Genomic DNA, 26,741 nt, shown 5'->3' with positions numbered 1-26,741 from the left:
AGACCGGCTGAGATGGCGTGGGCAAACTGGAGCAAAATCCGTGAGTAACGCTCCATACTCCCGGAAATATCACAAATCAGCACCAATGGTCGCGGTTCGGTGCGGATGTTGCGCCACGACAACTCTAGCGGTTCACCGCCGAAGCGCCAACTTTGCCGCAGGGTGCGACGCATGTCGAGGAGCCGACCGGCACGATCTGGCCGTCGCCGTCGGGTACGACGAGGTTGAATGTGCCACTCCATGCGGCGAATCAATTCTTTGCACGCCTGTACCTCTTCCCAGGTAAACTGAGCGAAGTCTTTGGTGCGTAATGCCTCATCACGACTGAAGGTTAGTTGGATCTCGAACTCTTCTCGTTCCTGGCCTTCAGCCGTATCTTCATCATCAGCCGTCGGTTGGCGGCGCGGTAATCGTAACTGACGACGCGGGATTTTGACCTGCGGGAGCAGCATCTGCATCATCTCGCGCTCGAGATCGATGCCGAGCGCCTTCTTCCAAAAAAACTCAAAGGCAACATCGAATAGCGGCAGGTCTTCGCGACGTAACACCAGGATACAGCGCATTGTAGCACGCAAATCTTCCCGCTGTAGCAGACCAACGTGCTCAATAGCCTCGATCAGTTCGATAATCTGACCAGGACTGACCGCAATCCCCATTTCACGTAGGAGATAGCCAAAACTAACGATGTGGGTTAGCAGGTTACTGCTCATAGGAGTTTCTTGGCTTGCAGCGGGCTATCAGCTCACCATAATTGTCATTTATCTTATCCTACCATAAATATGATGTGCCATCCATGGCGAACTCAGCGTGTATATGACAAATGCAAGCCGTGCACGTCGTGATGAAGCCTGCCGGCACGTCACGCAATGACCTGGGTGCGCGGGCCTCCGGCCCGCGTTGGGTGGCGAGTGCTGACCCATTCATTTGTCTGAATGCTGCGTGGTTTCCGGCGCCCCGTGCACGTCGTGATGAAGCCTGCCGACACGTCACGCAATGACCTGGGTGCGCGGGCCTCCGGCCCGCGTTGGGTGGCGAGTGCTGACCCATTCATTTGTCTGAATGCTGCGTGGTTTCCGGCGCCCCCGTGCACGTCGTGATGAAGCCTGCCGACACGTCACGCAATGACCTGGGTGTGCGGGCCTCCGGCCCGCGTTGGGTGGCGGGTGCTGACCCATTCATTTGTCTGAATGCTGCGTGGTTTCCGGCGCCCCCGTGCACGTCGTGATGAAGCCTGCTGGCACGTCACGCAATGACCTGGGTGCGCGGGCCTCCGGCCCGCGTTGGGTGGCGGGTGCTGACCCATTCATTTGTCCGAATGCTGCGTGGTTTCCGGCGACCCCGTGCACGTCGTGATGAAGCCTGCTGGCACGTCACGCAATGACCTGGGTGCGCGGGCCTCCGGCCCGCGTTGGGTGGCGGGTGCTGACCCATTATTTGTCTGAATGCTGCGTGGTTTCCGGCGCCCCCGTGCACGTCGTGATGAAGCCTGCCGGCACGTCACGCAATGACCTGGGTGTGCGGGCCTCCGGCCCGCGTTGGATAAGTGGGTAAGGGGAACGCATCGGCTGGCGCATCAGCACCCCAGCCACCCCTGCCTGCAAGGGGAATAAAACCCGCCCGTGCAATACGAAGCACTACCGGTAACACACATGGGAGCCCGATCAGGCTACGAAAGAAGAGAATTTGAAAGGTGGACAATTCGGCAGCCAGCTCACGCCCGCCTACTGCCATCGTACTGAATGAGACAAGTGCGCCAGCCATCCAGAACGCTGCGTGCCAGGTAGAATTGAGACGCTGAAGGAATACCGTATGCATGTGTTTTCTGTACGTTCATCACAAGGAATGGGAAATAGGTAATAGTCAGAGGTTTCATACCGGAAAGAAGACTACCCTATCGCCTACCATTCTCCGTCTTAGGTGTTTCGGTTAGCTCGCGGTAAAGCTGCACGACCGGATCATCCCGTCTACGTCGCGGATTAATCCCGGTGGCCGAGAGGTAGCGCTGGTAGGCTCGCTGCATCTCCATCGGCAATCCAAGTCGTTGCCCGGCGCGCAAAAGCCAGCTTACGACCGCGGCTGCCCTCGGCTCATGCGCCAGGACGCGCTGACAATACTGTAAGCACTGCTGATCGTCACCACCGGCAAATGCCTCTGCTGCTAACCGTTCCCCGGCAATGACCACTTTACTGAGCAACTGTGCACCACGTTCAGTTGCCCACTCCTGCGCTCCGACCACACCGTCCATGTACGGCCCATCGTACAACTCGAGCACGTACTGGTACAACGAACGTGCAGCGTGAATGCCCTGTTCGTGGGTCGTTTTAGTTGCCAGATCGAACGTTCGCTCCAGGATGTTGGCATCGCTCTGGTAGAGATCGGGATTTAGTGCACAACGTTGCCGGTCGGTGTAGAGGAGATTCGTTGCGAGTTCCTCTCCGCCGAGCTGTTGCAGAAGTTGACGCAACGCGGTAAGGGTACGGGCAAAACTACTAGCGCTGGCTGTACCTCCCCAAATCGCCTCGGCGATCTCGCTTCGGGTTGCGCCCTCGGCGCCACAATGCACCAGGTAGGCGAAGATCCCCTGCACCTTTCTGCCACCGGCCCGTCCGCCTTCGCTCTGCCCCCATTCGTCTGCCTTGATTTGCCGACTGTCGATAAAGACCTGAAAGTCGCCCAGGCAACGCACATAAACGCCGCGGAATGGGCGAAGTTCAACCGCCAGACCGCTGATTTCGCCAATCGTAATCAACGCTGTCCGTGCCTGTTCGGCCAGCGCAGGATCATCGAGCAATCGCCGCAGATGGGTCAGTGCACGTTTACCGTAATGGGTGAGGAGAATGGTCGTTGCGTGTTGCCGTACTGTCGGATCGCTGTGATTCAGTAAAGGCAGGTAGAGGATAACTGGATGTGACATGCGCTTTACTCACTTGCTTCTTCAGGTGCTAATCGGCGAACGACGTTAATCGAGGGATCAATCCGGAGTTCACCATGCTCATCAAACTCAACCAACAGGATTTCACGACCTTCACTCATCATACTCTCCCGCACCCGACCGGCGCCGTAAGGCATGCAGATAATGCGGTCACCCGGCTGAAAACGTGTTTCGCCGGTTGATTCACGAAGTGGCCGCGGCGGACGGCCCGGCGCCGGTGACGGAGCATGCCCCCGTCGCTGTCGGAGACGGGCCAGTATCGCTTCGGGATCGGGAAGAGGTTCTGCTGATGGGGTAGAGGATGGTGGCTCTGGTGGGGCTGGGGTTCCCTGACGCTCAGGTGAAAGTTGACGGCTATTTGGCCTGCGAGGGCGCTGATAAGGAGCGTGTTGTGGTTCCACCGGGCGTTTATCCGCTGGTGGCTGGTCAGACAGCGGTTCGGGATGCGTAGGCGTCTGTGCCGGTAGTGCAGGTATTGGTACCGGTGGTTCAGCCACACGCACGGTCGTTTCAGGTTGTGCAACACCGGTCGGCGATCCCACCGGTATCGCTACGGCTGCATCAGTTTCACCTCCCAAGATCGCCAGTAGCCAATCCATATCGGTACGTGCCAACACATCACACAACGGATCGCTACGCTGATCAAGAGCTACATCGTAAGCCAGGGGTAAGATCGTTTCGAGCTGCTCGTACAGCCATTCAGCCAGCCCATTTCCATTCGGTTGGGAATCAATGAAATAAAGACGCTGCGTTTCCGGATCGTAAGCAGGCACACAATCCTCCAACCGCGCCAGCGTCGTTAATGCGATGGCCGCTGCACAAGACCAGCCAATCTGTTGACCAATAACCTGGAGAGGGCGTGTAAGATGCACCCACACTGCCAGACTGCGCCACTGCTGCGAGAGTGGTTCTGGTAGCGTGCGCTCTTGCGCCGGATTGCGCCCGATCTGTTCACGGTAGGCATAGGTCTGCTCTTCAATCAAAACTCGGCCCCAGCTCAGTTTCAGCCCACGTCCGGCGCCGGTGCGCCGCAATTCACGTTGCGCCCACTCTTCAAGAATCTGCACCTGACAGGAACGAAGGGGAAGCGTGCGTCTTCCATCTTGACCGGTCAACTGTAGAGTTCCCTGATCTTCGTCCAGGCTCACCACTCGTACCCCACCACGTAATGGTGGCAAAGCTGCCATTGGGTGTGCCCAACGATTGGCAAGTGATGGATCGACCGTTCCGTACTGCTGACCCTGAGCATCGAGCAACCTGAGCGGCTCCATCCCGGCTGCGTACAATTCGAGCGGAATGTACGGATCGCTCTGCGTAGTGGGTAACCAGACGGGTGGCGTATCAGGCAGACGACAAAGGGAACCTTGGGCGGTGAGCCGGTCCACGATTGGTTCGAGTTGCCAATGCCGAATTTCATCTTCGCGTAGCGGTTGTTCGCTGGCTGCACATACCAGATGTAGCGCGACAACAAACGGATTGATCGTTACTGTCGGCCAGATCGGTGGCCGTAAGAGCGGCCAGGTTGTCAGATCGGTCACCGCCAGCCGCTGCAGAGCTGGTTCCGCCATCCCACGCCCCAGCAGTAAAATCACCAGAGCGGCGCCGCTATTCAGTGCTGCCTGCAAGGTTGCAGCTCCTACATCAGCGCCGGTTACAATCTGAACGTGCGCCGGTAATGGTTGGACCCCCACACTGATCCGCTCCTGCAAGAACATCGGGCGCAGGATACCGACTTCAAATGGCGTTGTTAGCAGATGAACGCTGGCGCCAGCGTTGAGGAACGCTTCGGTCAACGTTGCAAGGTCGCGTTGGCGCTCGCCACTGCTCTGCCAGAGTGCCAGTGTTGTCGGCGAACGTGGTAAATCCTCGGCTGCGCTCAGCCGCCATTCACGGCCACTGAGAAGCTGAAGTGCGACTTCTGCGCCTTCAACCTGCGCCAGACTTCCACCTAGCAACAGGGGGTGAGGGGTAAGTCGGGCAGCTCGTAAGAGGATCATCATCAGATGACCGGCTGCCATCCCATAGTATACATGGAGATCAGCGACTGCAATCAACTGTAATTGCTGCCAGAAGAAGCGCCAGGCGCGGTCGTGAAAGCGTAGCAGATGGCTATGCAATTCGGGCAGCGTAGTAATGACCAGCCGTGCGGTCGGCGCCAGCCGCCGTCGGTCGCCAACGGTTGCGGCAATGGTTATCACCGGACGACAATGTTCAACCATTGCCATCGCTTCGCGTTCGTGGAGAAGTGCCTGAGCGGGATCGGAGACAACGAGTAATGCGGTAGCCGACGGTTCATTGCGTAGGAAATCGAGTATCAGCAGATGCAGACTGGCGCGACTCAGCACCCCACTTCCTGTGATCGCAAACGGGGCTCTCCGGCGCAGTGCAGCCAGAGCAATTGATTGAGCCTGGAAGAAAGAAGTACCGATAACGCGCACCCATGCTTCTTGTAATGCCTGATCAACTGCCAGGTGACTGATGCGCACGCCAAGACTCGCCGGAAATGTCTGCAAGGCGATGAGCGGCGACGGTGAGCGGCTAGTATGCGAAGCCAGTTTGCGCAGAATGTCGATCAGGTCATTCATAGCTATGATCATAACACGAGCGTGCGAATACGTGAATGTCTGCGTATTGTATAACGGGGTGTTTCAAGGTTTTCATCTTCAGCAGAGATGAGGAGAAGAGCGAAACGAGCACGGTAGTGTGCGTGGAAGCGCAGCTTTCTGTTCTAGGAACCTGATCAAAAATCCAGATTTCTCATTGGGTACGCACCACACCCATACAACCATCGCGTGAGGGGTTGCCCACATTCTTTCGCGCCAGCCCCATATTCCCCCTTCCTCTCCCCGTGGGGAAGCGGAAAGGAGGCTAGGGGAAGGTGAGGATCGCCAGGCATGCGCCGCAGCACCGGCGCTGAACCCGATGCCACCCGTCTCCATCGCGTCGAAGAGACGCCTGCGTTACCCGCTAGCGTTCCCCTAACCATTCTGGCAATACCATGACCAATCCTTATCAAAAGCCCGAGTTTTTGATTATGCGCTCTCGCTGGTCTGCGGACAGGTCCCTCGTTCATGCGCCGACGATACCCGTTATCACGTTGTAGGAGCAGGTTCTCAACTCGCCTCAGATAGTGTCTGCTTACCACCTGATTAGCTGGTCAACCATTGCCACCACAATCGGGTAAATATCCCGCCGAGTTCGCGCATACGCTGCCAGCGGAGTTGCATTTTTCGCCAGGGTGACGCAATCCGGTCTTCGAGCTGATCGAGGTGCAGTGCCAGAATGGTACGAAATAAACGATGCCCGACCGATACGTCCGGCGGCACGTGATTGGCCGCCCATTCCAACAGAGCCGCATGAGCTGCCCGCGCTGCGACCAGTGCTTGTCGCTGGCGTTCACGTGGTGTCCCACGGGTCTGCATCACGGCTACTTCCTGGCGGGCGGCAAAGAAGTGCAACAGCAATGCACTGATCGTCCATTCAGCAATGTCGGCGCTGAGCGTTGATCGGTTACAACCCGCAGCATCCTGCGCATTGGTAAGCGGGTGTTCGCTGTTGGTCAGCAGATCGAGCGCGGTATGCAGGATTTCTAACCGCTGCTCGCAGTGCGGTGAAGGTGCGTTATAGCCGTCGAGCACATCACGTGGTGGATGAGCCACCAGATCACGGCGGCGACCATGCTGTTGGCGTTGTAGCTCGGCTGGGGTGATGTCGAGCGCCTGCTGCCAGGCACGTGCAAGAGTCGTGTAGGCGTGATCAAGGATGGATGCTGCTTCAGATGCACGAACGTTCGCATATCGACTGCACAGCGCTGCCGGATCGCTCTGCGGATTCCAGGCAAGAGCGGCGAAGCTGTGTGGGTTTGGTCCTGGCGCCAGCCATGGACGGTCGCCGGTAAGTAAGGTGTAGACACCGGTAAAGCCCCATTCGGCGTAAGCCCGCAGATCGGCGGCAATGATGTTACCCAGGGGTGGCAGTGCCGATTTGAACAGAATGCCATCGAGATAGTATTCAAATGCGCTGATTCCTGCCGGAAACGTCTCGCGAATGGCTGCGATGCGTGCAGCCAATGGTCGGTTGATCGGGTGTTCAGGATCACCAATACCGCTAGCGTATGAGCGCATACGGGGTGCAACGAGCGCTTCAACATTGGCGGCTGGTTTGATCTGTTGCGGTGGGAACAGCGTATCGTGGTAGGCAAGAAAACTAATACGGGCGGAAGCGTTGACGGTTGCCAGCTCTTCTGCCATAACATTGACCAGCAATAATGCTTGATCCGCCGGAGATAGCGTTGCGCAACGAGCACAAGAGCACCAGCCGCCGTAGAGTCGATCAACCGGCCAGATGTGGTACATGGCAGCATTTGGTTCGATATTGAAGAAGTTGCCTGCCCATTCGCGCACTAGGGCCTGGGTCGTTGGGTTCGTCGGACACGGATTACCATCGGCTACTCGGCGTTGACCATTAAACCGGAACACGTCCGGTTGGTCTCGCAGACGTTGGGTAGCGAGAGCATCGCTCAGGTGGTGCCCACCGATTTCAAGCTGTAATCCCCGTTCCTTGAGCAACGGCCAGAGTTGGTGCCGTCGTTGTTGCCAAAAGCGTAGCCGACAGGCCCCCAATGGCATTCCGCTATCGCCAATCGTGTGAATGAATATCGTGTTGAGACGCGCCCGTGCTGCCCACTCAATCCATGCTTCAGCCTGCGCTAAGAATATGTCGTGGCCGATGACCAGACCACGACGGGTAAATGCCGGTTGTTCGGCGACGGTTGCATCAGGTAACGGGATGTGTGTGAAGTGTGGGATGTATTCATTCTCGGCGCCCGGTCCAACCCAACACCAGCCCAATGTCTCTAACAAGCTGTAAACTGCATATAGCAAGCCAGTTGGCCCTTCGCCGATCAGAAGTAAACCGTGCTCGTCGGCCATGCGGACAAAGCCATCACCTGCTGTACCGTGACGGAGACTAATGCGCTGGGTGTGGGCCTGACCGACGATTGGTAAAGGAGGACCACCCATTCGCTGTACTGCCTGACGTAATTCTTGGGCGGCGAACTGAGCAGTGAGATGTTCGCTTCGTAGCTCGATGACCCAGTTTGCCGAAAGGATATGCTTCATGAATGCTTTACTCGTGGTTTGGTCGCCAGATCGTCCCAATCGTTTGCTTTGCCGTTGCCATTATACTATTGCCACCACTCCAGAAGAGAGGGCGTGAGCCGTAGAAATGGGTGCTCAACCGTACCGATGGCTTGTTGGTAAGACGGTCGCTCGTTTTATCCTTGCACGGCAGGGTGCGGTCTAGAGGCCAGCGTTTCCAGGCTCACGCAGGGGAAGGGATCGCCGTAAGTGCTTGTGTCGTGTTCATTAGCGCATCCGACACAACTGCAACCTACAGAATTAGTTGCATAGTAGACAAATTCGCCGTAAACCGCTACAATGCACTCAGCCGTCATTTTCTGCTGCGCAGCGTGTGAAGAAACTGATGAAAATGGCGGTGATCGAGGAGTTCCTGGTATCATGCCGGTATATCCGGCTACTGACTACCGTTATATCAGGTGAGGAAATCATGCTGCGGTTTGAACACGAGATTCTGTTCACGCCATGTCCAGAACGAATTGCCCGTCTGCGCGAACTTGCGTACAACCTCTGGTGGACGTGGCATCCCGAGGCGCAAGACCTCTACCGTTCGATTGATCCAGAGCTGTGGGAATTGGTTTACCACAATCCGGTCGAGTTTTTGCGTGATGTTCGGCAACGAAAGCTCGAAGCAGCCGCCAATGATCCGGCGTACCTAAAGCGCTACGATGCAGTGCTCAAGAGCTTTGACAGCTACATGAGCGCCAAAAAGACCTGGTTTAGTAAAAACTACCCCGACGCCAAAGATACGCTGATTGCCTATTTCAGCGCCGAGTTTGGTCTCCATGAAAGTCTGCCCATCTATTCGGGTGGTCTCGGCATTCTGTCGGGCGATCACATCAAAGAGGCCAGTGATATGGGTATTCCACTGGTCGGTGTCGGTTTTATCTATCCACAGGGCTACTTCCGCCAGCGTCTGGATCAGAGCGGCTGGCAATTTGCCGAATATAACAAACTTAATTTCGCCGATGTACCGGCGCTTCCGGCCCTTGATCCAGAGGGGCGCGAGGTCGTTGTCGAGGTTGAATTGCCTGGACGGACGATCTACGCGAAAGTGTATAAGTTTCAGGTTGGGCGCAATCAGTTGTTGTTGATGGATACCGACATCCATCCCAACAGTCCGCAGGATCGCGAGCTTTCAGCCCGGCTTTACGGCGGCGATCAGGAGATGCGCATTTCACAGGAACTGGTATTGGGCGTTGGTGGTGTACGAGCGCTACGCCGGCTTGGGTATAAGCCGACGGTCTGGCACATGAATGAAGGCCACTCGGCATTTCTGGTGCTTGAATTGTGCCGTGAATTGGTAGCACAGGGCTATAGTTTTGAAGAGGCGATGGAGCAGGTAAAAGCGCATTGTGTGTTTACCACCCATACGCCGGTTCCTGCCGGTAATGATGCCTTCCCCTTGCCGATGATCGAGAAATTTTTCTGGAGCTTCTGGCCGCAATTAAACCTGACGCGCGATGAGTTCATGAATCTGGCTCTGCAAGAGCAGCATTGGGGGCCAACCTTTGCCATGACTGCGCTGGCGTTGCGGTTTTCGGCCTTCCATAACGGCGTGAGCAAACTCCACGGCCACGTTGCGCGCGGCATGTGGCAATGGCTCTACCCTGGTCGTGCTCAGGACGAAGTGCCTATTACCTCTATTACGAACGGTGTTCATACAGCGACCTGGCTGGCACCAGAGATACGAACCCTCTACAATTCGTACCTTGGGAAGAATTGGGAAGAAAATCTTGATGATCCGCAACTCTGGCGCAAAGTCTATCAGATTCCTGATGAGACGCTCTGGCATACCCGGCAAAAGCTCAAAAGCGATCTGATCGCCTTTAGTCGGCAACGTCTCCAACAGCATTACATGCGCTTGGGAATTCCAGCGCCGGTCTGGCCGGTGCTCGAAGAAAACATTCTCACGATCGGCTTTGCCCGCCGTTTTGCCACCTACAAGCGGGCCACGTTGCTGTTCAAAGATGTTGAGCGTCTGAAGTACATTCTGAATCGGCCTGGTAAGCCGATCCAGATTATCTTTGCCGGTAAAGCGCATCCCAAAGATGATCCGGGTAAGCAGTTCATTCAAGAGGTTTACCGTATGGCGATGCAGCCGGGTCTAGCCGGACGCATTGTATTTCTCGAAGAGTACGATATTGCGGTCGGACGGGCGCTAGTGCAAGGGGTGGATGTCTGGCTTAACACTCCCCGCCGTCCGTATGAAGCCAGTGGTACCAGTGGTATGAAAGCCAGTCTCAACGGTGCTCCGAACTGTTCGGTGCTCGATGGCTGGTGGCCAGAGGCCTACAACGGGCGAAATGGCTGGGCGGTTGGCGAAGAGCGTGAGTATGCCAATCAGGAAGAACAAGATTGGAATGATGCGCTGTCGCTCTACCATCTGCTCGAACACGAGATTGCGCCACGCTTTTACGATAATCGTGACGCCAACGGTGTGCCGGTCGAGTGGGTGCAGATTTGCAAAGAGGCAATTGCAACCGTTGCTCCCATGTTTAGCACGCGCCGGATGCTGACCGACTATATGCGCGAAATGTATATGCCGGTCGCTGTACAGGGCGCGATTCCGCAGTTGTAGACAGGTTATTGAGCTGACGTGCTGGTGTCGCTATTGTCGGTTCGAGGTGAATGCTATGCAAGAGGTTGATCAACTCAGATCGCCGATAGTTAGTCACCTTCGCGTCAGCCCGCTCGATGTTTATCAACGACTGGTTGATCATTTTGGTCTCCTCTACGGCCCTGCGGCGCGCCAGCCGTGGTGGCCGGTTATCAGTTCTGATCCTCAGCTCGAAATCATTATCGGGGCGGTATTGGTACAACAGACCCGCTGGGAGACGGTTGAAGACGCGCTGGCGCATCTGTACGAGGCCGGGTTGATTGAGTTAGCGGCTCTGGCTAAGGCCGCGCCTGAATTGGTCGCGACCTTGATCTTTCCATGTGCGTTCTATCGGCAGAAAGCCGGTGGTCTGGTTGCGCTTGCCAATGCGATCCGGGAACGTTATGGTGATGTGGCAACGATGCTTCGACGGCCAACGGCTACTCTGCGCGCCGAGTTGCTGACCTTGCCGCGCATTGGGCAAGAGACGGCAGATGTGATTATGCTTTATGCTGGTCAGCATCCCCTGTTCGTTATTGATGCGTATACCCGTCGTATCTTTGGCCGCCTCATGCCGGATCAATTTCCCTGGGAACGGGCTGGTTATCAGCACGTTCAACAGGTTCTTATGGCACAATTGCCCATCGACGCGCAACTGTTTGCCGACTTCCATGCTCAACTCAATGAGTTGGCTGTACGTTACTGTTTGAGCCGGCCACGGTGTGATGGACCACCAGCGCGGCGGGTCTATTCGCGGCAACCGGGCCGGAATAGCTTCCTCGATCGCCACGATGGCTGTCCCCTGCGCCCGGTGTGCGGCTGGTATCAGCAGCATCGGCAATGAGGGTTGTAGCAGACCGTTTCATGAACCTTGCACCATGACCCTTGCTGCGGTTTGTCGGGGCTGATGCACCTTCTCGCTGCGCATGCGGAAGCCATCTGTTGATCGTATTTGTTTCGTGGTGCGGGTGACCGATCTGCTACAGCGTCTCCTCATACCCTGAATCGGGCCACGCTACGAGTGGTGAAAGACCGAACTCCATCAAGTGCTACCGGTATTTTATCGTGTTTCGTTCTTCATCTTGATATTATGGTTTCATCGCCTTCCCCACTGCATATCTTTTTGGTCTTTTTACGATTAGGATTAACGTCATTTGGTGGGCCGGTGGCTCATTTGGGCTATTTTCGGGCTGAACTGGTTGAGCGGCGACGCTGGATTGATGAAGCGACGTATGCCGATCTGATCGCACTCTGCCAGTTTCTGCCGGGGCCGGCCAGTAGTCAGGTAGGCATTGCTATCGGAACGATGTGCGCAGGCGTAATCGGTGGCCTGGCCGCCTGGCTCGGTTTTACTTTGCCATCAGCACTGCTCATGATCGGATTTGGGTACGGTGTAAGCGTGTTTGGTGATCCGGCCAGTGGCTGGTTGCATGGCCTGAAGGTGGTTGTGGTAGCAGTGGTCGCTCAGGCTGTCTGGCAGATGGCACAACGGCTCACTCCGGATCGATTACGGGCCACTATGGCGATTATTTCCGCCATGATTCTCGTGATCTGGTCAGATGCCCTGGTTCAACTGATCGTGATCGGGTGTGGTGGGTTGCTCGGTTGGCGTTTTCTTGCCGACAACGGAAACAAGAACGCTCATATCACATCACCAATCACACCACGCGCCGGTTTGTTCTTTAGTATCCTCTTTGCCTGCTTGCTGATCGGCTCGTTCCTGATGACCATCTTTGCTGTTCATCCAACACTTACCTTGTTAGCAGGCATGGTACGTACCGGTTCGCTGGTATTTGGCGGCGGGCATGTCGTTTTGCCACTCCTTGAACCGGTTGTTGTAGGTTCTGGGGTACTGAGTGGTGAAACGTTTATTGCCGGTTATGGTGCTGCTCAGGCTGTGCCAGGCCCACTGTTGAGTTTTAGCGCGTATATTGGTACCGTGGCGGCTGTACCACCTGGTGGATGGATCGGTGGAATGCTGGCACTTGTCGCAATCTTCCTGCCCTCTTTTTTGCTGGTCTGGGCGGTACTACCCTTTTGGGCTGCACTACGTGCGCGACCAGAAGTTCAGGCCGCGTTGGCTGGTGTTAATGCCGTTGTAGTTGGGATTTTGCTGGCAGCGCTCTACCAGCCGGTGATCACCAGTGCTATTCGTGATCCGGCTGATGTTGCCATCGCGTTAGCTGCGTTTGCAGCCCTGCATCTCTGGCACGTTCCGCCGTGGCTGATCGTCTTCGTCTGTGCGCTTGTCGGGGCAATCAGGGGGTAGGACGACTTCCTTATGTCATACAGCAGCGATATGGTCAATCTGACCAGTGCATAATCGCAGCGACAGCAACCTGATCGACCGGTTGCTGTAGCCGTTCAATGGCCGTCCGTAGTCGTGCGATCTGTTCGGCAGATGGAACGGTGCTGCGCTGGTTGAGCCAGCGATTCAGGGCTTCTACGTAGAGCATTGTCAGATCGGTTGGCCCGCTTGCCAGCGGAATCAATTCGGCAAGTGTCGTTTGGAGACGATTGCGCGCTGCCGCCCAATCAATGACATCGGGCATCATCTGGATCGTATCAAGCAGGTGCAGTGCCTGCGTACATATCGTCTGGCGCTCAGACGGTGTGTCCGCAGGTTGGGGGGGCGCCGTCGTTGGTGGCGGCGATGATGGCGATGCTTTAGGTAGTGTTTCCCCGCAGAGCAGAGCCTGTATCCGCTCGAAACCGGCTTTCAGCAACTGCTCCATCTCGCGGCTGTAGTGTAGCCAGGCCCCGATCTGCATGCCAGCCGGATCGGGAATATCACGGTTACGTCCGGCCAGTTCACCCAGCGAAGCGATGGTTGCCTGCGGGTACCGACTACGCAGCACACGCGCAATACCGCTATCTATCGCGATCAGCACATTTGCCGAAGCGGCTAATTCATCGGTCAGTGAACGGGCCAGGTGATTATCCAGCGATAACCCCAACACAGCCAGTGCATCACGAGCCGTTGATTGCAGTGGTTCATCGTCGTGACCGACAACACCGGCCGAAGCAATATCCCACGTTTGACCGTGCTCTTGTGCCAGGCGCCGTAACAGAGCAACGGCGATTGGCGCCCGCCCGGTATCGGCAGCACCTACGATTAAGACCACCGGTGCCGGAGAAGAATGCTGTTCCTGCATACGTGTTCTGTCGCGATTGTTTTATCTGTATACTGCACGCATTGTACCATAAGGAAGCCTATGCTCATTTGACCGATTGCGCGAGTTGTGGTATCTTGCTGCCGTCCCTGTATCGATGAAGATGAGGGAACTTTATATTCGTACACCTCGTTGTGTACGAGAGTGCTCTCCGCAACAGGACCAGGATCGTCCTGTTTCTTGTCGCACCAATGTGCGACGATGTGATTCCGCGTTGAATGGCGTATGTCCCTGACAGGACAACGCCCGGAGGAACAACTGCATGTCGCTGCATTCGACGTGTCGGCGCAGTGCTCTCTTCGTGCTGGGCTGGCTGATCGCCGGAATGCTTGCGCTGCTTGGGCAACCAACGCCTGTGCTTGCTGCTCCTACCCTCGTCTTACCCACTCCACCAGGCGAACCCTGGCGTATCATTCAAGGCTATGCATGCGGTACCCACAATGGCTGGGATCGCTACTCCCTCGATCTGGCTCAGGTACATGGGCCAACATACAACGCACCGATTCGTGCTGCGGCTGCCGGTACACTCTGGCATTGGGAAGCGCGCAGTGGTACGGTTATTCTGGCCCATGGGAACAATTTCTTTACGATGTATACTCATCTCAGTCGTCCGGTGACGACCGAGCGTGGGTTTCCTTTTGCGGTTGGTGATCTGGTGGGGTATGCCGGTGATCGAGGTTCACCTGGTATTCCTCATCTGCACTTTACGGCGTTCACTGCTGCGAATAATGGCTGGAGCCAGCGACAATCGGTACCGTTGCGGTTTGCCGAAGGCTATGATTTGCCAGAGATAGGCGGCTGCAATCAGCATGGTGGCAAAATATTAACCGCGATGGCCATGCAAGACCCGGTAATCACCTTTACCGGTGAAGGACAACCAGGTGGGTGGTACAACGTTGATCATCAGATTGACTTCAGCGTGGCCTGGGGCGGCGGCGGGTTGAGCCAGGCCTGGGATGCTGAACCACCTGCCGATGCGCCAATGTTCCCCGCTGCTATCGATGGTTATGCGCGCCTGGCCGATATGGGTGAGGGATGGCATACGCTCTATGTGCGGGCGTGGGGGCCAGATGGTCGTCAGACGCTGGCAAGCTATGGGCCGGTTGGATACGATATTTCACCACCAACGCTCGATGCAGCTCCTGCAGAGCTACGACTGCCACGTTTACAGCCGACCAGTGTGACATGGCCAGCAGCGAGTGATGCCCTGTCCGGGGTGGCCGGTTATCGTATCTATCTCGGGCCAGACCCGGTCGGCGAGAGTGAGTGGTTTGTCACGGAACCAGTATTGATGACGCCGCCGTTAATGCCTGGCGTGTACGTGCTGCGCGTGAAACCGCTAGATAATGCGGGTAATATCGGGACTTGGCAGACCGTTGCGACGGTGATTGTTGAATGACGGTAGCCTGAGCTATTTCGGAGTTGTACCCCGATCTTCGTCTGAAGCTATCTCTCGCTTGCCGCAGAATGAGGCTTGTCCGTCACCGGATTGGGGGATTAGGTGCCAGTCTCTGATCTCCGTTGCGGTAGATGAAACTGTGCTCACTGTTCGCTCCTTCTCTCTGTCGGTAGATCATCGCCTTAGCGCCGCACAGTCACCGGCGTGCCGACCGGCGCCCAATCGTAGAGCCAGGCGGCTGCCTTGAGCGGTAAGTTGATACAGCCGTGGCTCCGGCGCACACCGGTACCGAATTGATTGTGCCAGTACGTTCCGTGCAAGGCTACGCCACCGACAATATACATCGCGTGGGGAACACGTGGCACGACCCAGCATTCACCACCAGCGCAGCCACGCATGGTCTGTTCGCGCACCTTAGCGTAAATGCTGAAGTGTCCTATCGGCGTGTTAAACCCGTCGCGTCCGGTGGAGACGGGGGCGTCAAAGATGATCCGGTCACCTTCAAGGGCATAGAGCCACTGGTCACTGAGATCGACAATGATCTGCTTACCGGTATGGTCGGTCGGTGGTAGTGGTTTGGGTGTCACAGGCTTGCTCACGGGTGTGGAGGTTGGTACAGTGGCAGGTGGTGCTGTAGCCGATGGAGACGGAGCGGCAGGGAGTGTGATTTGTGGTTGACCGTTGGCATCGACCGGAATCGCATTGTCTGCCGGAACTGGTCTCAGATCGACGCCACGCAAGCGGGCCAGATCACGTCCCAGATTACCGATCTGGATGGAAGGGGTTGCATTCGTTGTCCGTGGATCAATTTCTAGCCTGGCCCGTTCAAAATATTGAACGTATCGCAGTGTACCCCCAACGTATTCCCAACGTGGTTCGCTGATCGGCAGGCCAAAGACATCAACGGCGCCGTGGGTCTCCCAGAAGGTAAGAAATGGTGCCCCAAGGGTATAGCCGGTTTCGGCAAACCAGCGCCGATCAGGTGACTCGCGTGCGGTTTTCGTGGGTGGGGGAAACGATTTCCCTAGCGCAGCAACATACTCTGCGCCGACACGTCCGCGTAAAATGGCATTGTTATAGGCTGGATGGAGTTCAAGGCGACCCCGCTCAAAATACTGGACAATCAGATCACCGTCGCGAAAAGGTGAGCTGATGGGTTGACCAAGTGTCAACGCTCCATCACCTGACATCCAGGCCGTCAGAAACCCATACGTGTCATCGAGGCGCTGACCGGTCGCAATAAAGTAGAGCGCATTGCTTTGGGCCTGCAATGGCATTGCTGCGAGCGCCAGCACAATGCCTGTCACCCAGCCGAGGAATCGGATCATCGCTTTACTCCACTCAAGGCGTGAGTCTTGCTTTCATTATACCGTTCACCAGTCCTGTGTAAATAACGAACACCCCTCCACGGTAGTGGAGGGGTGCTTCCGATGGGTGAATATCAAGTCTTACACCAGAGCAGGACTCTCTTCAACCTTTTCCTGATCGATCTCACGTTGCGAGCGTAAGCGCAACTGATCCTCAAACGTATCGACGATCACCGTATCACCGTCGCGGAACTGACCAGAGAGCAACCCTTCGGCCAGCGGGTCTTCGATCAGGTTCGTAATAACTCGTCGCAAGGGGCGTGCACCGAAGGCCGGATCGTAGCCGCGGCGAGCGAGCAATTCGAGTGCGTCGGGCTGCACCACCAACTTGATCTGATGCTCGTCAAGTTGCGTCTGGACGCGCTTGAGCATCAACTGCGTAATCGACTGAATCTCCTCCGTTGTGAGCGGATGGAAGATAATAGTGGCGTCGATCCGGTTAAGGAACTCTGGCCGGAAGAGCATTCTGAGCGACTCCTCCACCTTGCGCCGCATATCGTTCTGGTCAATTTCAGCGGCATTGCCGCCGAACCCGATCCGTGACGCACGGCGGATGTGCTCGGTACCGACATTGCTGGTCATAATGATTATTGTGTTGCGGAAATCAACCCGTCGCCCTTTGCCATCGGTCAGGTGACCATCTTCGAGCACCTGGAGGAGCAGATTAAATGCATCGGGATGGGCCTTCTCGATCTCATCGAACAGCACCACACTGTAGGGCTTGCGGCGCACTGCGTCGGTCAGTTGCCCACCCTCGCCATAGCCAATGTAGCCTGGCGGAGAACCAACCAGTCGCGAGGTAGTATGGCGCTCCTGGAACTCCGACATATCAATCTTGATCAGTGCCTCTTCGGTACCGAACATAAACTCGGCCAGCGCCTTCGCCAGCTCTGTCTTCCCAACACCGGTAGGACCGAGGAAGATGAAGCTCCCGATTGGACGCTTCGGATCCTTCAACCCGGCACGTGCACGGCGTACCGCCTTCGAGATAGTTACAATAGCCTCGTGTTGACCGACAATGCGGCTGTGGAGGAATTCCTCCATCTGCATCAGCCGTTGAGTTTCATTACCGGTCAGCCGAGTCACGGGTACACCCGTCCACATCCCGACAACCTCAGCAATATCGTCTTCGGTTACGTATGGTCGCTCGTAACGTTCATTGCTGCGAGTTCCCAACTCGGCTTCAATTTCCTGGATGCGCATCAGCATCCGCTCTTCACGCTCTTTCAGATCGTTCGCCAGTTCAAACTGTTGATCCTCAAGCGCTGCTTCACGTTCTTTCCGTAGCGCTTCCAGACCGCGTAAGGCATCACGCAGTCGTGGTGGGGTAGCTGAGCGATACATCCGAACCCGTGAAGCCGCCTCGTCGATCAAGTCAATCGCCTTATCAGGTAGTTGCCGGTCGGGAACATAGCGTGCCGATAGCACAGCCGCCGCTCGAATGGCCTCATCGCTGATCTGCAACTGATGGAAGTCTTCGTAGCGCGACTTGATACCGCGCAATATCTGAATCGTATCTTCAATCGATGGTTCTTCGACCATCACCGGCTGGAAGCGGCGTTCCAGAGCAGCATCACGCTCGATATACTTGCGGTACTCATCGAGCGTTGTTGCACCGATCGTCTGCAACTCACCGCGCGACAGAGCCGGTTTGAGAATATTAGCCGCGTCGAGCGTCCCCTCTGCGCCACCGGCGCCGATAATTGTGTGGAACTCATCAATGAAGAGGATGCAGCGCGACTCTTTGATCTCGTCGATCACCCGCTTCAGCCGTTCTTCAAACTGACCACGATACTTAGTACCGGCAACCAGTGCGCCCATATCGAGCGTCACCACGCGCTTGCCCTTGATACTATCGGGCACATCACCCTGCACAATCCGCTGCGCCAGACCCTCGACAATCGCCGTCTTACCCACGCCAGGTTCACCGATCAGCGCCGGGTTATTCTTGGTGCGGCGCGAGAGAATCTGGATGACGCGCTCGATTTCATGTTGGCGACCGATAATCGGGTCGAGACGACCTTGCTCGGCCATTTCAGTCAGGTCGGTCCCAAGCGCATCAAGATAGGGTGTTTTCGACTGGCGTTGGGTTGTTGTTGGGCCAGGCGCTGCCCGCGTCTCACCGGTTGCGCTAGTTGTACCGTGACGGAGCACGCGCATCACTTGATTGCGAACCTGTTCAAGTGACACGCCCAGAATATCGAGGACACCGGTCGCAACACCTTCGCCGTTGCGTACCAGGCCCAGCAGCAGATGTTCGGTGCCGATATAGTGGTGGTTGAGGCGATTCGCTTCTTCGATAGCGTATTTAATGACCTTTTGCGCACGAGCGGTCAACTCCTGGTCGGTTACCATGGTGCTGTCACCAGACCCAACAATAAACTCAACCGCACTGCGCGCCTGTGGGAGCTTTACCCCTAGCTCGTCGAGCACGCGAGCTGCGATACCTTCGCTCTCGCGGATCAGACCGAGCAGAATATGCTCGGTACCGATGTATGGATGGTTAAATGCACGTGCCTCTTCGGCTGCCAATTGTAGGACTTGCTTGGCACGTTTGGTAAATTTGCTGTACAGGTCAGACATACGATTCTCCACTCGTTCACTTGGAGGAAACGACTACATATTGCTCAACAAACCGGGGATAGTATATATCCATACGATACGCTGACCGTCTACGAGCGCCATCGTAGGCGATCAGGAACCACCACTAGTCAGCCTCCTCCGCTTTTTCGCTACTTTCGGTCGGCTCGTGGTGGAGTCGGAGACTCAATCCGATGCGTTTACGGGCCGGATCAATCCGAATGATCCGCGCCTGCACCACTTGACCTTCACTCAACACCTCGCGTGGGTGCTGAATCCGCTCGTCACCAATTTCAGAAATATGGATCAGTCCCTCTACCCCATCTTCGATGCGGGCGAAGGCGCCGAATGATGCCAGTTGGGTGATCGTTCCTTCAACAATCTGACCTAACTGGTACCGTTCGGCCACTTTCGTCCATGGTTCGCTCTGCGTGCGTTTAATGGAAAGTGCGATCCGCTTGCGTTCGTGATCAATGCTAAGGATCGAGACTTTTACTTTATCCCCAACCTTCAAGAGATCGCCGGGATGTTTGACCCGCGACCACGAGATCTCCGACAAATGGACTAACCCATCGGCGCCACCAATATCGACGAAGACGCCGAAATCGCAGATCGATGAGACAACCCCTTCGCGAACATCGCCTTCGCGAAGTGAATTGAGCAGCTCGTCTTTTTTGCTCTCGCGTGTTTCGGCCAGCGCCTGACGCTCAGAGAGAATGAGACGGTTGCGATTGCGATTAATCTCGATAACTTTCAGTGGCAGTTCCACATTCACCAGCCGTGCCATCTCAGATTGCTTTTGCGCCTCTGAGCTACGACTGATGCTCGACACCTGTGATGCCGGAACAAAGCCACGTACACCGTCGAGATCGACAAGCAAACCACCCTTATTATAGTTCTTGACACGAGCGTAGATAATCTCACCCCGTTCGTAGCGCTCTTGCAGTACACGCCAGCTCTTTTCCTGGCGAGCTTTATCAATCGAGAGAATAGCCCGCCCCTCCTTATCTTCTGACTGTACTACAAAGACCAGAATAGGATCACCCACTTTAAGGGCCGCACGCTCTTCTTCACTGAGCGTTTGCATCTCGCGGCTTGGGATCACTCCTTCGGCCTTAGCGCCAATATCGACCAGGATTTCATCGCGATCAATACGCATGATCCGCCCATCAACCGTGTCGCCGTGTTTGAGATTACGATAGGCGTGCGTGGGATCACGCATGATAACTTCCATCAGCGCCTGATCGCCACGGTCGAGCAGGTCGTTCAGATCGGGTTTGTGTATGCCTTTGTTTTCGTTTTGGTTGACATGATTAAGCTCTTCCATGAGAAATCCCTGCGCAGAAGCAGCAGCGCGCTATTCGACGGGGCTTGGTCGGAGCGATTCGTAAAGATATTATACGTCGGGCTGATGTAAAACGCAAGGTTTCAGGATACTGTGTTGGGAGTTTTCAGAGTTTTTAAGGACGGCTGGCGCCCTCACCTACCCCCCAGCCCCCTTCCTCTCCCACAAGGGGAGAGGAAGGGGGAGGTGGTTCATCTCTTTCTGCCCGGCGTGCCCGCGAGGGGTGAGGAAAGGGGGAGATTGCAGTTAGGCTCTTATTCAACACGCTGGTGTGCAAAGATGTCGCTCACAGCCAGGGTGTAACCACGGTTCATAGTAGATGAACGAACTGCGGTAAGAGGGAGCTGGCCGGTACTTCGGAGATGAAAATAGACCTCTTCATTACAGGTGATCATACCGGGGAGGGTTTGGTGGGTCAGGATTGAAGCCTGGTCAAGAACTTCCCCACTGATGTGGAGGCCGATGATCGGAACCAGACCAACGCGCCCGATCCCACTGCACAGTGTAAATGGTGGGAGTGGCAGACCACTGGTATGAGCGGTGGCAACTGTCGCATCAACGAGGGCTATCGCACGCTGGATCGGATCGGGGTCGGGGTGCAGAGCACCGAAGATGAGTAAAAGATGGTCACCACGCCAATCGATCAAGGCTTGCTGATAACCGATCTGCTCTATGATCAGGGCAATGCGAGCACGGGCTTCATCGAGCGGGTCCATCATCGTCAGTCGGCCAATGCCTAGCACAGCTATTCGGGTGACAGTACCAGCAAGCGGTGGGTTGATGGCTAGGGGGTTGAGCTGACGGAGGGCCGGTTGGGTAAGCTGAAGACGTTGCAGGTGTTGTTCGGTACGCCATTGTTGGAAGAAGCGATTGAGCGTATAACAAAACTCGCCCCAGATGCCTACCCCCACTTCTAATTTGACATTGAATGGGTTATCACGAAGATGATCGACAAGTATGCGCATCGAGCGTAAGAGTCGGTAGCGTTCGCTAAACAGGATCAGGATGCAACCTGCCATCAGCACTATGGTAAGGGCAAGATCGACAAACATGCTGACCACGGCGAGTACGCTTAATCCGACGATGAGCCATCCGGTTCGATCAGAAACAATCCAACGCATAGGTACGCCTCGCAGACGCCATTCTTCATTGGCGTTCGCAGCGTACCATGCGGATTGAAATATGTATATCGCACGTAGATTACAGATTGGCGAATCTGTGCTTAGGGTGTGTATCGTACTATCTCAGCCGTATGGCGTGTGATCAGTCCATCGGCTACCAGCATATCGAGGTGGGCAATGGTTTCGGCAATCGCAAAACGTGCCTCATGCGGTGTAAATCGCTCGACATCGAAAACCTGTTGCGCTACCGCAAATGCTGTCTCGGCTCCGTTCTGAACAGCATGTAACATCGCGGCCAGCCGTTCCTGGTGGTGTTGCTGTAGTTCAGTGATGCGTGTTTTCCAGTCGGTGATCGGTTTGCCATGACCGGAGAGAGCCAGTGTAACACTCAGCGTAGATAGTTCGGCCAGCGAAGCCAGATACTTGCGTAAAGGGTCTGGTTCACTTTCTGGCCAGACACCGATGTGGGGTGAAATTTTGAGCAGTACCTGATCACCGACCAGCGCCAGTTGCTCGTCTGGTGCGTAGAAGATCAGTTGGCCGTCGCTATGACCGGGAGCGTGGATGGCAATGAAAGATCGCCCTCCCAGTGTCAGACGACTCCCCGGCAGTAACGGAGTTAACGGTGGATGTGGTCGAGTGGCGGCACGGAGTGTTGCGATGGCGCCAACAACTTGTTTAACCAGATCGGATGGCATACCGTGACGGAGAAAATGGTGTAAACTGGGATCGTCATGATCGGCACGGCGGATCCACACTTCCTCGGCCAACTCGATTTCACGCGGGGAAAGGAAGACCGTGGCGCCAGAATGCTGGTACAACCAGCCGGCCATCCCGAAGTGATCGGGGTGAAAATGAGTTAGAACGATGGTATGAATATGCTGTGGGTTAATGTTCAATGCTGCGAGACCCTCTTGCCAGGTGGCTTCGGCAGCCGGTGTGTGTAACCCTGCGTCAACGACAGTCCATCCCTGTTCATCACGGAGCAGGTAGACGTTCACATGGTTGAGAGCAAAGGGTAATGGAAGGCGTAGGAGATAGAGGTTTGGTACTATTTCGGTGAGCATAATTCAGTCCTGTGCATGACGCAGCGCGTTGGTGATGTCCTATCTGCATTATAATACGACGAGCACCAGACAAGGCGATATTTGACGTATGGAAAATCTTGATTCATCCGAAACTCCTCAACCATCAACCTGGCGATTGCCGGTCATTATCGGCAGTATCGTTATTCTGGCCGGTCTACTGGCCTTCGTAGTTACCAGTACCAGTAGCCGATCAGCATCAGCAGTTACGCCAACCAGTGTCCCGACAGTTGAAGCTGCTGCCGGACACGGTGATCTGACCAATAGTCCACCCGCACCAACCATTTCTGTCAACGAGGCATATCAGCGCTGGCAGGCTGGGCAGGTTATTTTTGTCGATATGCGATCCGGTGAAGCGTATCGGGCCGCTCATCTGCCAGGTGCACTGAGTCTGGCAACGCCTGAACTCAATCAACGACTGGCAGCACTGCCAGCAGACAGCTTGATCGTTACTTACGGTGATGCCAATCAACCAACTGCCGGGCAGCGGGGTGCGCAGATCTTTCGTGATCTTGGTTACGGATCGGTGGCAGAGCTTGACGGCGGTATTGAAGCATGGCAGGCCGCTAACCTGCCGGTGGAGCGACCATGATCGATTTACATATTCACACTAACGCCACTCCCCATCACGCAACCTGGACGCCAGTAGCGCTGGCGGCGGCAGCGGCTGCTCGTGGTCTGACCATGATCGCTGTGACCGATCACAATACGACGGCGAATGTGATCACGACCGTGATGGTAGGTATGCACTACGGTGTACGAGTTATCAGTGGGGTTGAAATCGATAGTGCTTTCAATGGTAAGTTATGGCATACATTGGTCTATGCAATTGATCCAGAATCGCCCCTGATCCTTGATCTTTGTGCAGAAGTCGTGCAGCGCAATGCGGCTGATGCGGCTCAGTTACGACGTGATCTGGTCGCAGCCGGTTTTGTCTTACCCGGCCTTAGCGACCGTGATCGACCGCCGACGGTAGCCGATGTTGCGTCGGTGCTGGCTCGCCATAACCAATTACCCGGTCGGGTGTCTGGTGAAGGAGACGAAGAGGCCGGGATGCGCTTTATTCTGACCCACTTCGCTGCTGCATATCGTCCGCTGAGTATCGGCGAGATTATCGGTGTGGCGCATGATTTGGGTGGCCTGGCCGTGCTGGCCCATCCAGGACGAGAAAAAGGAATCTATGCAGTTCCGGCGAGTGATGAGGATATAGCGGCGATGGCTGCCATTGGTCTGGACGGCATTGAGGTCTACTATCCAACCCATGATGCGGCCACCCGTGAACGATTGCTGGCCGCTGCAAAGCGTCATCATCTGCTCATTTCTGGCGGCAGCGATTCCCATCATCCGCATCAAGACCTGGCAACCTGGTCGGCAGCAGATTTGACCATCGTCTCGCGCCTGTGAGGTGATACCACGTATGAGTCAACACAACGCTCATCTGAACTGGCGGGCTGCGTATGCTCGTATCCCAGCATGGCATCGTAGTGAAATTGAGCATCTGGTTGCAGCTTACGGTTCACCTCGCTATCGTCATATTCACCTCGATGACGGTCGCTTCGATCCGCTGACGAAAACTGATCGGGTTGGTGAAGTGGGGATGGTCATCCGACGTCCCGACGGAACACTGATCACAGCACGCAAGACGTATTACCCGCCTGGCGTTTTTCGTCTGCTGACCGGCGGGATCGGTCATAGCGAGCGTATCATAGAAGCACTAAACCGCGAAGTGCTCGAAGAGACTAGTCTCACGGTGAGGATCAATCGATTTTTGAGCATGATCACCTACCAGCTCGATACCCCAGCACCTCGTTTCTTCGTCAGCTATGTCTTCTTGCTCGATGAATTAGCCGGTACCCTTCAAGCTGCCGATCCAGCCGAACAGGTTGCCGAATTTCGGTCAGTCTTGCCAACTGAATTACCGCTGCTAGCAGCTCAACTGCGTCAATTAGCTGATCAATCCGATGCAGCCATCAATGGCAAATGGTCAAGTTGGGGCCGGTTTCGGGCAGTTATGCACGAAGAATGTGCTGCGGCGCTGATCGTATAGCATTCGTATAGCATGCGATGGCAATATCGCTGTTGCGTGCTGGGTTGTCATTTCGCCGCCAACGGAACATTTCCCCTCATGTGGCCGGCTGGTGTGTGCCTCGGTAGGGCTGTTCGGCGTTCTCAGTTTCGGGTTCTTCACGATGACCGAACGGTTCAACAACGTTGCGACACCGACGAACATCACCCATCCGCTGCTGCTAGCCCGCGTCCTGTAGTGGCAGCGGGAGAATCTGCGTCCGTCTCAGGAGAACGCCATGCGGGCGGGTTGAAAACCTACCCCTACCATCCGCTGACGAGCGTGATCGGCGAGATAACGGGGTGTCTTCAATCATTTACTGCGTCCAGGTGCATTTTGCCAGTGCTGAGAAGAGCGCCTATCCGCATCCCCTCGTGTCAAGGCGCGACGGATGCCTCCTAACGATGGATAGAACCCGATAGTCGACCAGGAGAGACACGACGGCGCTGTGCCCATACGACACCCCCGGCGCCAGTGTACGACGGAATGCCTCCCAGCGGTTGCCAGACAGCACCTACAGTACTGCTGGCATTCGTCTTAACCAATCAACCAGCGCTATTGCTTTAGTAGACCCAATTCCACGACGAACGGTCGGCGTTCTTTTTCACCACCAAGGCTATCGTTGTGCAGCCAATCAGACGTTTGTCGCAATAGTTCGTGATAAGCGGTTAGCAATGGGGCCAACACTAGTTGGTTCAGGCGGTTGTGACCGATAGGGCTTTTCAAAGGTTTTCACCCTACCAAGTAGAGGTGTGGCGAGAAGGGAGAGGAAAGAGAAATGAGAGTAGCAGAGGTGTTCCTCACTTCTCTCCAGTACGCGCAGCAGTGCTCGGCTTCCCATTCCGACAGTGGTCTCACCACGCCACGCTTCGCTCGTCGATTGTATCGTCAGCGTATGGGAGGGGCGGGTTCTCGACCCGCCTGCCGCACTGCCGTCTCCGGGAACACCGGACGGTCACCCCACGGAAGGGGCAGATGCTCAACCTGCCTGCCGTCCCCAGCATTCCTGCCCGACATAGGCCAGCGATGTGACAGAAAAGAGGCTTGACATTCCTCTCAGTACTCGCTATACGCGAAAGCGTTCCGTAGGGGCGCTTCGCAATTCACGCGAGGCTGAGAGGGACCCTTGCACCTGATCCGGGTAATACCGGCGTAGGAAATCGGAACGGATATGAACATGATCCCCCGATATCGCTGATTTCCCCTCTCTGTCTATGCTTCCTGCGGGCAAGCATTCCGTTCGTCATGCGCAGGGAGAACTACAATGCGTTTCACCGAAACACTTTGGGAGTCGATTACCGACATCTACCAGGCAATCATTCAACACCCCTTCAATGAAGAGTTAGCCCAGGGCACACTGCCACGCGAGAAATTTGCCTTCTACATGCAGCAAGATGCGCTCTACCTGGCCGATTTTGCGCGAGCGCTGGCAACCATGGCCGGACGGGCGCCCGACGAAGCCGCGATCATTCAGTTTGTCCGCTTCGCCGAAGGGGTAGCAGTCGTCGAACGCGCCCTGCATCACACCTACTTCCGGGAATTTGGCATTGAATCACCGACCCGACAACCGTCGCCAGCCTGCTTTGCGTATACCAATTTCTTGCTAGCCACTGCCGCCTGTCGTAGTTATGAAGAAGGAATGGCGGCGCTTCTGCCCTGTTTCTGGATCTACCGAGAAGTCGGTCACAATATCTACCATCGTGCAGCGCCGAACAATCCATATCAGAAATGGATCGACACCTACGCCGGTCAAGAATTTGATGAGGTGGTCAAACAGGCGATTGCGCTGACCGACAGCGTCGCCGAACACACTTCAGCTATCTTGCAACAGCGGATGCGTGAGGCTTTTATCTATTCCTCCCGGCTAGAGTGGATGTTCTGGGACAGTGCGTATCGGCTGGAACGGTGGCTGCCGTAGGGGCTTAAGGAGATTACGG

The 26,741-nt window shown here is 55.8% G+C and carries 20 protein-coding genes and 1 riboswitch (1 of these 21 only partly in view); of the genes, 8 read left to right on the top strand and 12 right to left on the bottom strand.

The genetic code is table 11. The annotated features are described in order from the left end of the window. From QTO31_RS17625 to QTO31_RS17605, 5 genes are all read right to left on the bottom strand, one after another. On the bottom strand, positions 1 to 710 hold the 5' portion of the coding sequence (locus tag QTO31_RS17625; protein ID WP_301430405.1) for a vWA domain-containing protein. The gene continues 487 nt to the left of window position 1, outside the view; the window shows 710 of its 1,197 coding nt (coding positions 1–710); it begins with the start codon at positions 708 to 710; the stop codon falls past the left edge of the window. A 787-nt stretch (positions 711 to 1,497) separates the two neighbouring features. After that, entirely contained in the window at positions 1,498 to 1,815 is a 318-nt protein-coding gene (locus QTO31_RS17620) for a hypothetical protein (protein WP_301430404.1), read from the bottom strand. A gap of 76 nt (positions 1,816 to 1,891) precedes the next feature. Then, entirely contained in the window at positions 1,892 to 2,914 is a 1,023-nt protein-coding gene (locus QTO31_RS17615) for a BTAD domain-containing putative transcriptional regulator (RefSeq protein ID WP_301430403.1), read from the bottom strand. Between the two features lie 5 nt (positions 2,915 to 2,919). Next, positions 2,920 to 5,517, bottom strand: coding sequence for a helicase (locus QTO31_RS17610; protein ID WP_301430402.1), 2,598 nt, complete (start codon positions 5,515 to 5,517; stop codon positions 2,920 to 2,922). A 564-nt stretch (positions 5,518 to 6,081) separates the two neighbouring features. Then, positions 6,082 to 8,052 (bottom strand): DUF4838 domain-containing protein, encoded by a 1,971-nt coding sequence (locus QTO31_RS17605; RefSeq protein WP_301430401.1) that lies wholly within the window; start codon positions 8,050 to 8,052, stop codon positions 6,082 to 6,084. Positions 8,053 to 8,500: 448 nt separating this feature from the next. Between QTO31_RS17605 and glgP the strand changes: the two genes are divergently transcribed. The 3 genes from glgP (at position 8,501) to chrA (ending at position 12,938) form a co-directional block, all read left to right on the top strand. Then, positions 8,501 to 10,651: an alpha-glucan family phosphorylase gene (gene glgP / locus QTO31_RS17600; RefSeq protein WP_301430399.1), complete on the top strand. Its 2,151-nt coding sequence runs from the start codon at positions 8,501 to 8,503 to the stop codon at positions 10,649 to 10,651. 55 nt (positions 10,652 to 10,706) lie between these two features. Continuing rightward, positions 10,707 to 11,513: an endonuclease III domain-containing protein gene (locus tag QTO31_RS17595; protein WP_051871152.1), complete on the top strand. Its 807-nt coding sequence runs from the start codon at positions 10,707 to 10,709 to the stop codon at positions 11,511 to 11,513. Between the two features lie 246 nt (positions 11,514 to 11,759). Continuing rightward, positions 11,760 to 12,938, top strand: a complete 1,179-nt coding sequence (gene chrA / locus QTO31_RS17590) for a chromate efflux transporter (protein ID WP_367620659.1) — start codon at positions 11,760 to 11,762, stop codon at positions 12,936 to 12,938. Positions 12,939 to 12,972: 34 nt separating this feature from the next. On the opposite strand, the gene QTO31_RS17585 is transcribed toward chrA, so the two are convergent. After that, on the bottom strand, positions 12,973 to 13,824 hold the full coding sequence (locus tag QTO31_RS17585) for a low molecular weight phosphatase family protein (RefSeq protein WP_031460190.1): 852 nt from the start codon (positions 13,822 to 13,824) through the stop codon (positions 12,973 to 12,975). A 280-nt stretch (positions 13,825 to 14,104) separates the two neighbouring features. On the opposite strand from QTO31_RS17585, the gene QTO31_RS17580 reads away from it, so the two are divergent. After that, positions 14,105 to 15,241 carry a M23 family metallopeptidase gene (locus tag QTO31_RS17580; RefSeq protein ID WP_301430395.1) on the top strand — a complete coding sequence of 379 codons (1,137 nt, stop codon included), beginning with the start codon at positions 14,105 to 14,107 and terminating at the stop codon, positions 15,239 to 15,241. A gap of 182 nt (positions 15,242 to 15,423) precedes the next feature. On the opposite strand, the gene QTO31_RS17575 is transcribed toward QTO31_RS17580, so the two are convergent. The 5 genes from QTO31_RS17575 to QTO31_RS17555 form a co-directional block, all read right to left on the bottom strand. Continuing rightward, positions 15,424 to 16,569 (bottom strand): L,D-transpeptidase, encoded by a 1,146-nt coding sequence (locus QTO31_RS17575; protein WP_301430393.1) that lies wholly within the window; start codon positions 16,567 to 16,569, stop codon positions 15,424 to 15,426. A 120-nt stretch (positions 16,570 to 16,689) separates the two neighbouring features. Beyond that, positions 16,690 to 19,191, bottom strand: coding sequence for an ATP-dependent Clp protease ATP-binding subunit (locus tag QTO31_RS17570; protein ID WP_031460187.1), 2,502 nt, complete (start codon positions 19,189 to 19,191; stop codon positions 16,690 to 16,692). A gap of 124 nt (positions 19,192 to 19,315) precedes the next feature. Then, on the bottom strand, positions 19,316 to 20,515 hold the full coding sequence (gene rpsA, locus QTO31_RS17565; protein WP_301430391.1) for a 30S ribosomal protein S1: 1,200 nt from the start codon (positions 20,513 to 20,515) through the stop codon (positions 19,316 to 19,318). A gap of 272 nt (positions 20,516 to 20,787) precedes the next feature. Next, positions 20,788 to 21,654, bottom strand: coding sequence for a DUF3329 domain-containing protein (locus QTO31_RS17560; RefSeq protein WP_301430389.1), 867 nt, complete (start codon positions 21,652 to 21,654; stop codon positions 20,788 to 20,790). 101 nt (positions 21,655 to 21,755) lie between these two features. Next, entirely contained in the window at positions 21,756 to 22,721 is a 966-nt protein-coding gene (locus QTO31_RS17555; RefSeq protein WP_301430387.1) for an MBL fold metallo-hydrolase, read from the bottom strand. Between the two features lie 88 nt (positions 22,722 to 22,809). Between QTO31_RS17555 and QTO31_RS17550 the strand changes: the two genes are divergently transcribed. The 3 genes from QTO31_RS17550 to QTO31_RS17540 are packed head-to-tail and all read left to right on the top strand — an operon-like array spanning position 22,810 to position 24,786. Then, positions 22,810 to 23,331 (top strand): rhodanese-like domain-containing protein, encoded by a 522-nt coding sequence (locus tag QTO31_RS17550; protein WP_031460183.1) that lies wholly within the window; start codon positions 22,810 to 22,812, stop codon positions 23,329 to 23,331. After that, positions 23,328 to 24,143: a PHP domain-containing protein gene (locus QTO31_RS17545; protein WP_301430386.1), complete on the top strand. Its 816-nt coding sequence runs from the start codon at positions 23,328 to 23,330 to the stop codon at positions 24,141 to 24,143. Before QTO31_RS17550 ends, QTO31_RS17545 begins: the two co-directional genes overlap by 4 nt. Positions 24,144 to 24,156: 13 nt before the next feature. Then, the gene (locus QTO31_RS17540; RefSeq protein ID WP_301430384.1) at positions 24,157 to 24,786 is read left to right on the top strand and encodes an NUDIX hydrolase; all 630 of its coding nucleotides are present in this window, start codon (positions 24,157 to 24,159) and stop codon (positions 24,784 to 24,786) included. Between the two features lie 573 nt (positions 24,787 to 25,359). Here QTO31_RS17540 and QTO31_RS17535 read toward each other — a convergent pair. Then, positions 25,360 to 25,530, bottom strand: coding sequence for a hypothetical protein (locus QTO31_RS17535; RefSeq protein ID WP_160173287.1), 171 nt, complete (start codon positions 25,528 to 25,530; stop codon positions 25,360 to 25,362). 351 nt (positions 25,531 to 25,881) lie between these two features. Then, a riboswitch (TPP riboswitch) is annotated at positions 25,882 to 25,981 on the top strand. 87 nt (positions 25,982 to 26,068) lie between these two features. On the opposite strand from QTO31_RS17535, the gene tenA reads away from it, so the two are divergent. After that, positions 26,069 to 26,722 (top strand): thiaminase II, encoded by a 654-nt coding sequence (gene tenA / locus QTO31_RS17530; RefSeq protein WP_031460180.1) that lies wholly within the window; start codon positions 26,069 to 26,071, stop codon positions 26,720 to 26,722. Positions 26,723 to 26,741: the final 19 nt, after the last annotated feature.

It is taken from the genome of Chloroflexus sp. MS-CIW-1 (assembly GCF_030444705.1).
Taxonomy (GTDB): domain Bacteria; phylum Chloroflexota; class Chloroflexia; order Chloroflexales; family Chloroflexaceae; genus Chloroflexus.
The sequence above is the reverse complement of the archived record's forward strand: the minus strand, read 5'-3'. Positions and strand labels throughout refer to the sequence as shown.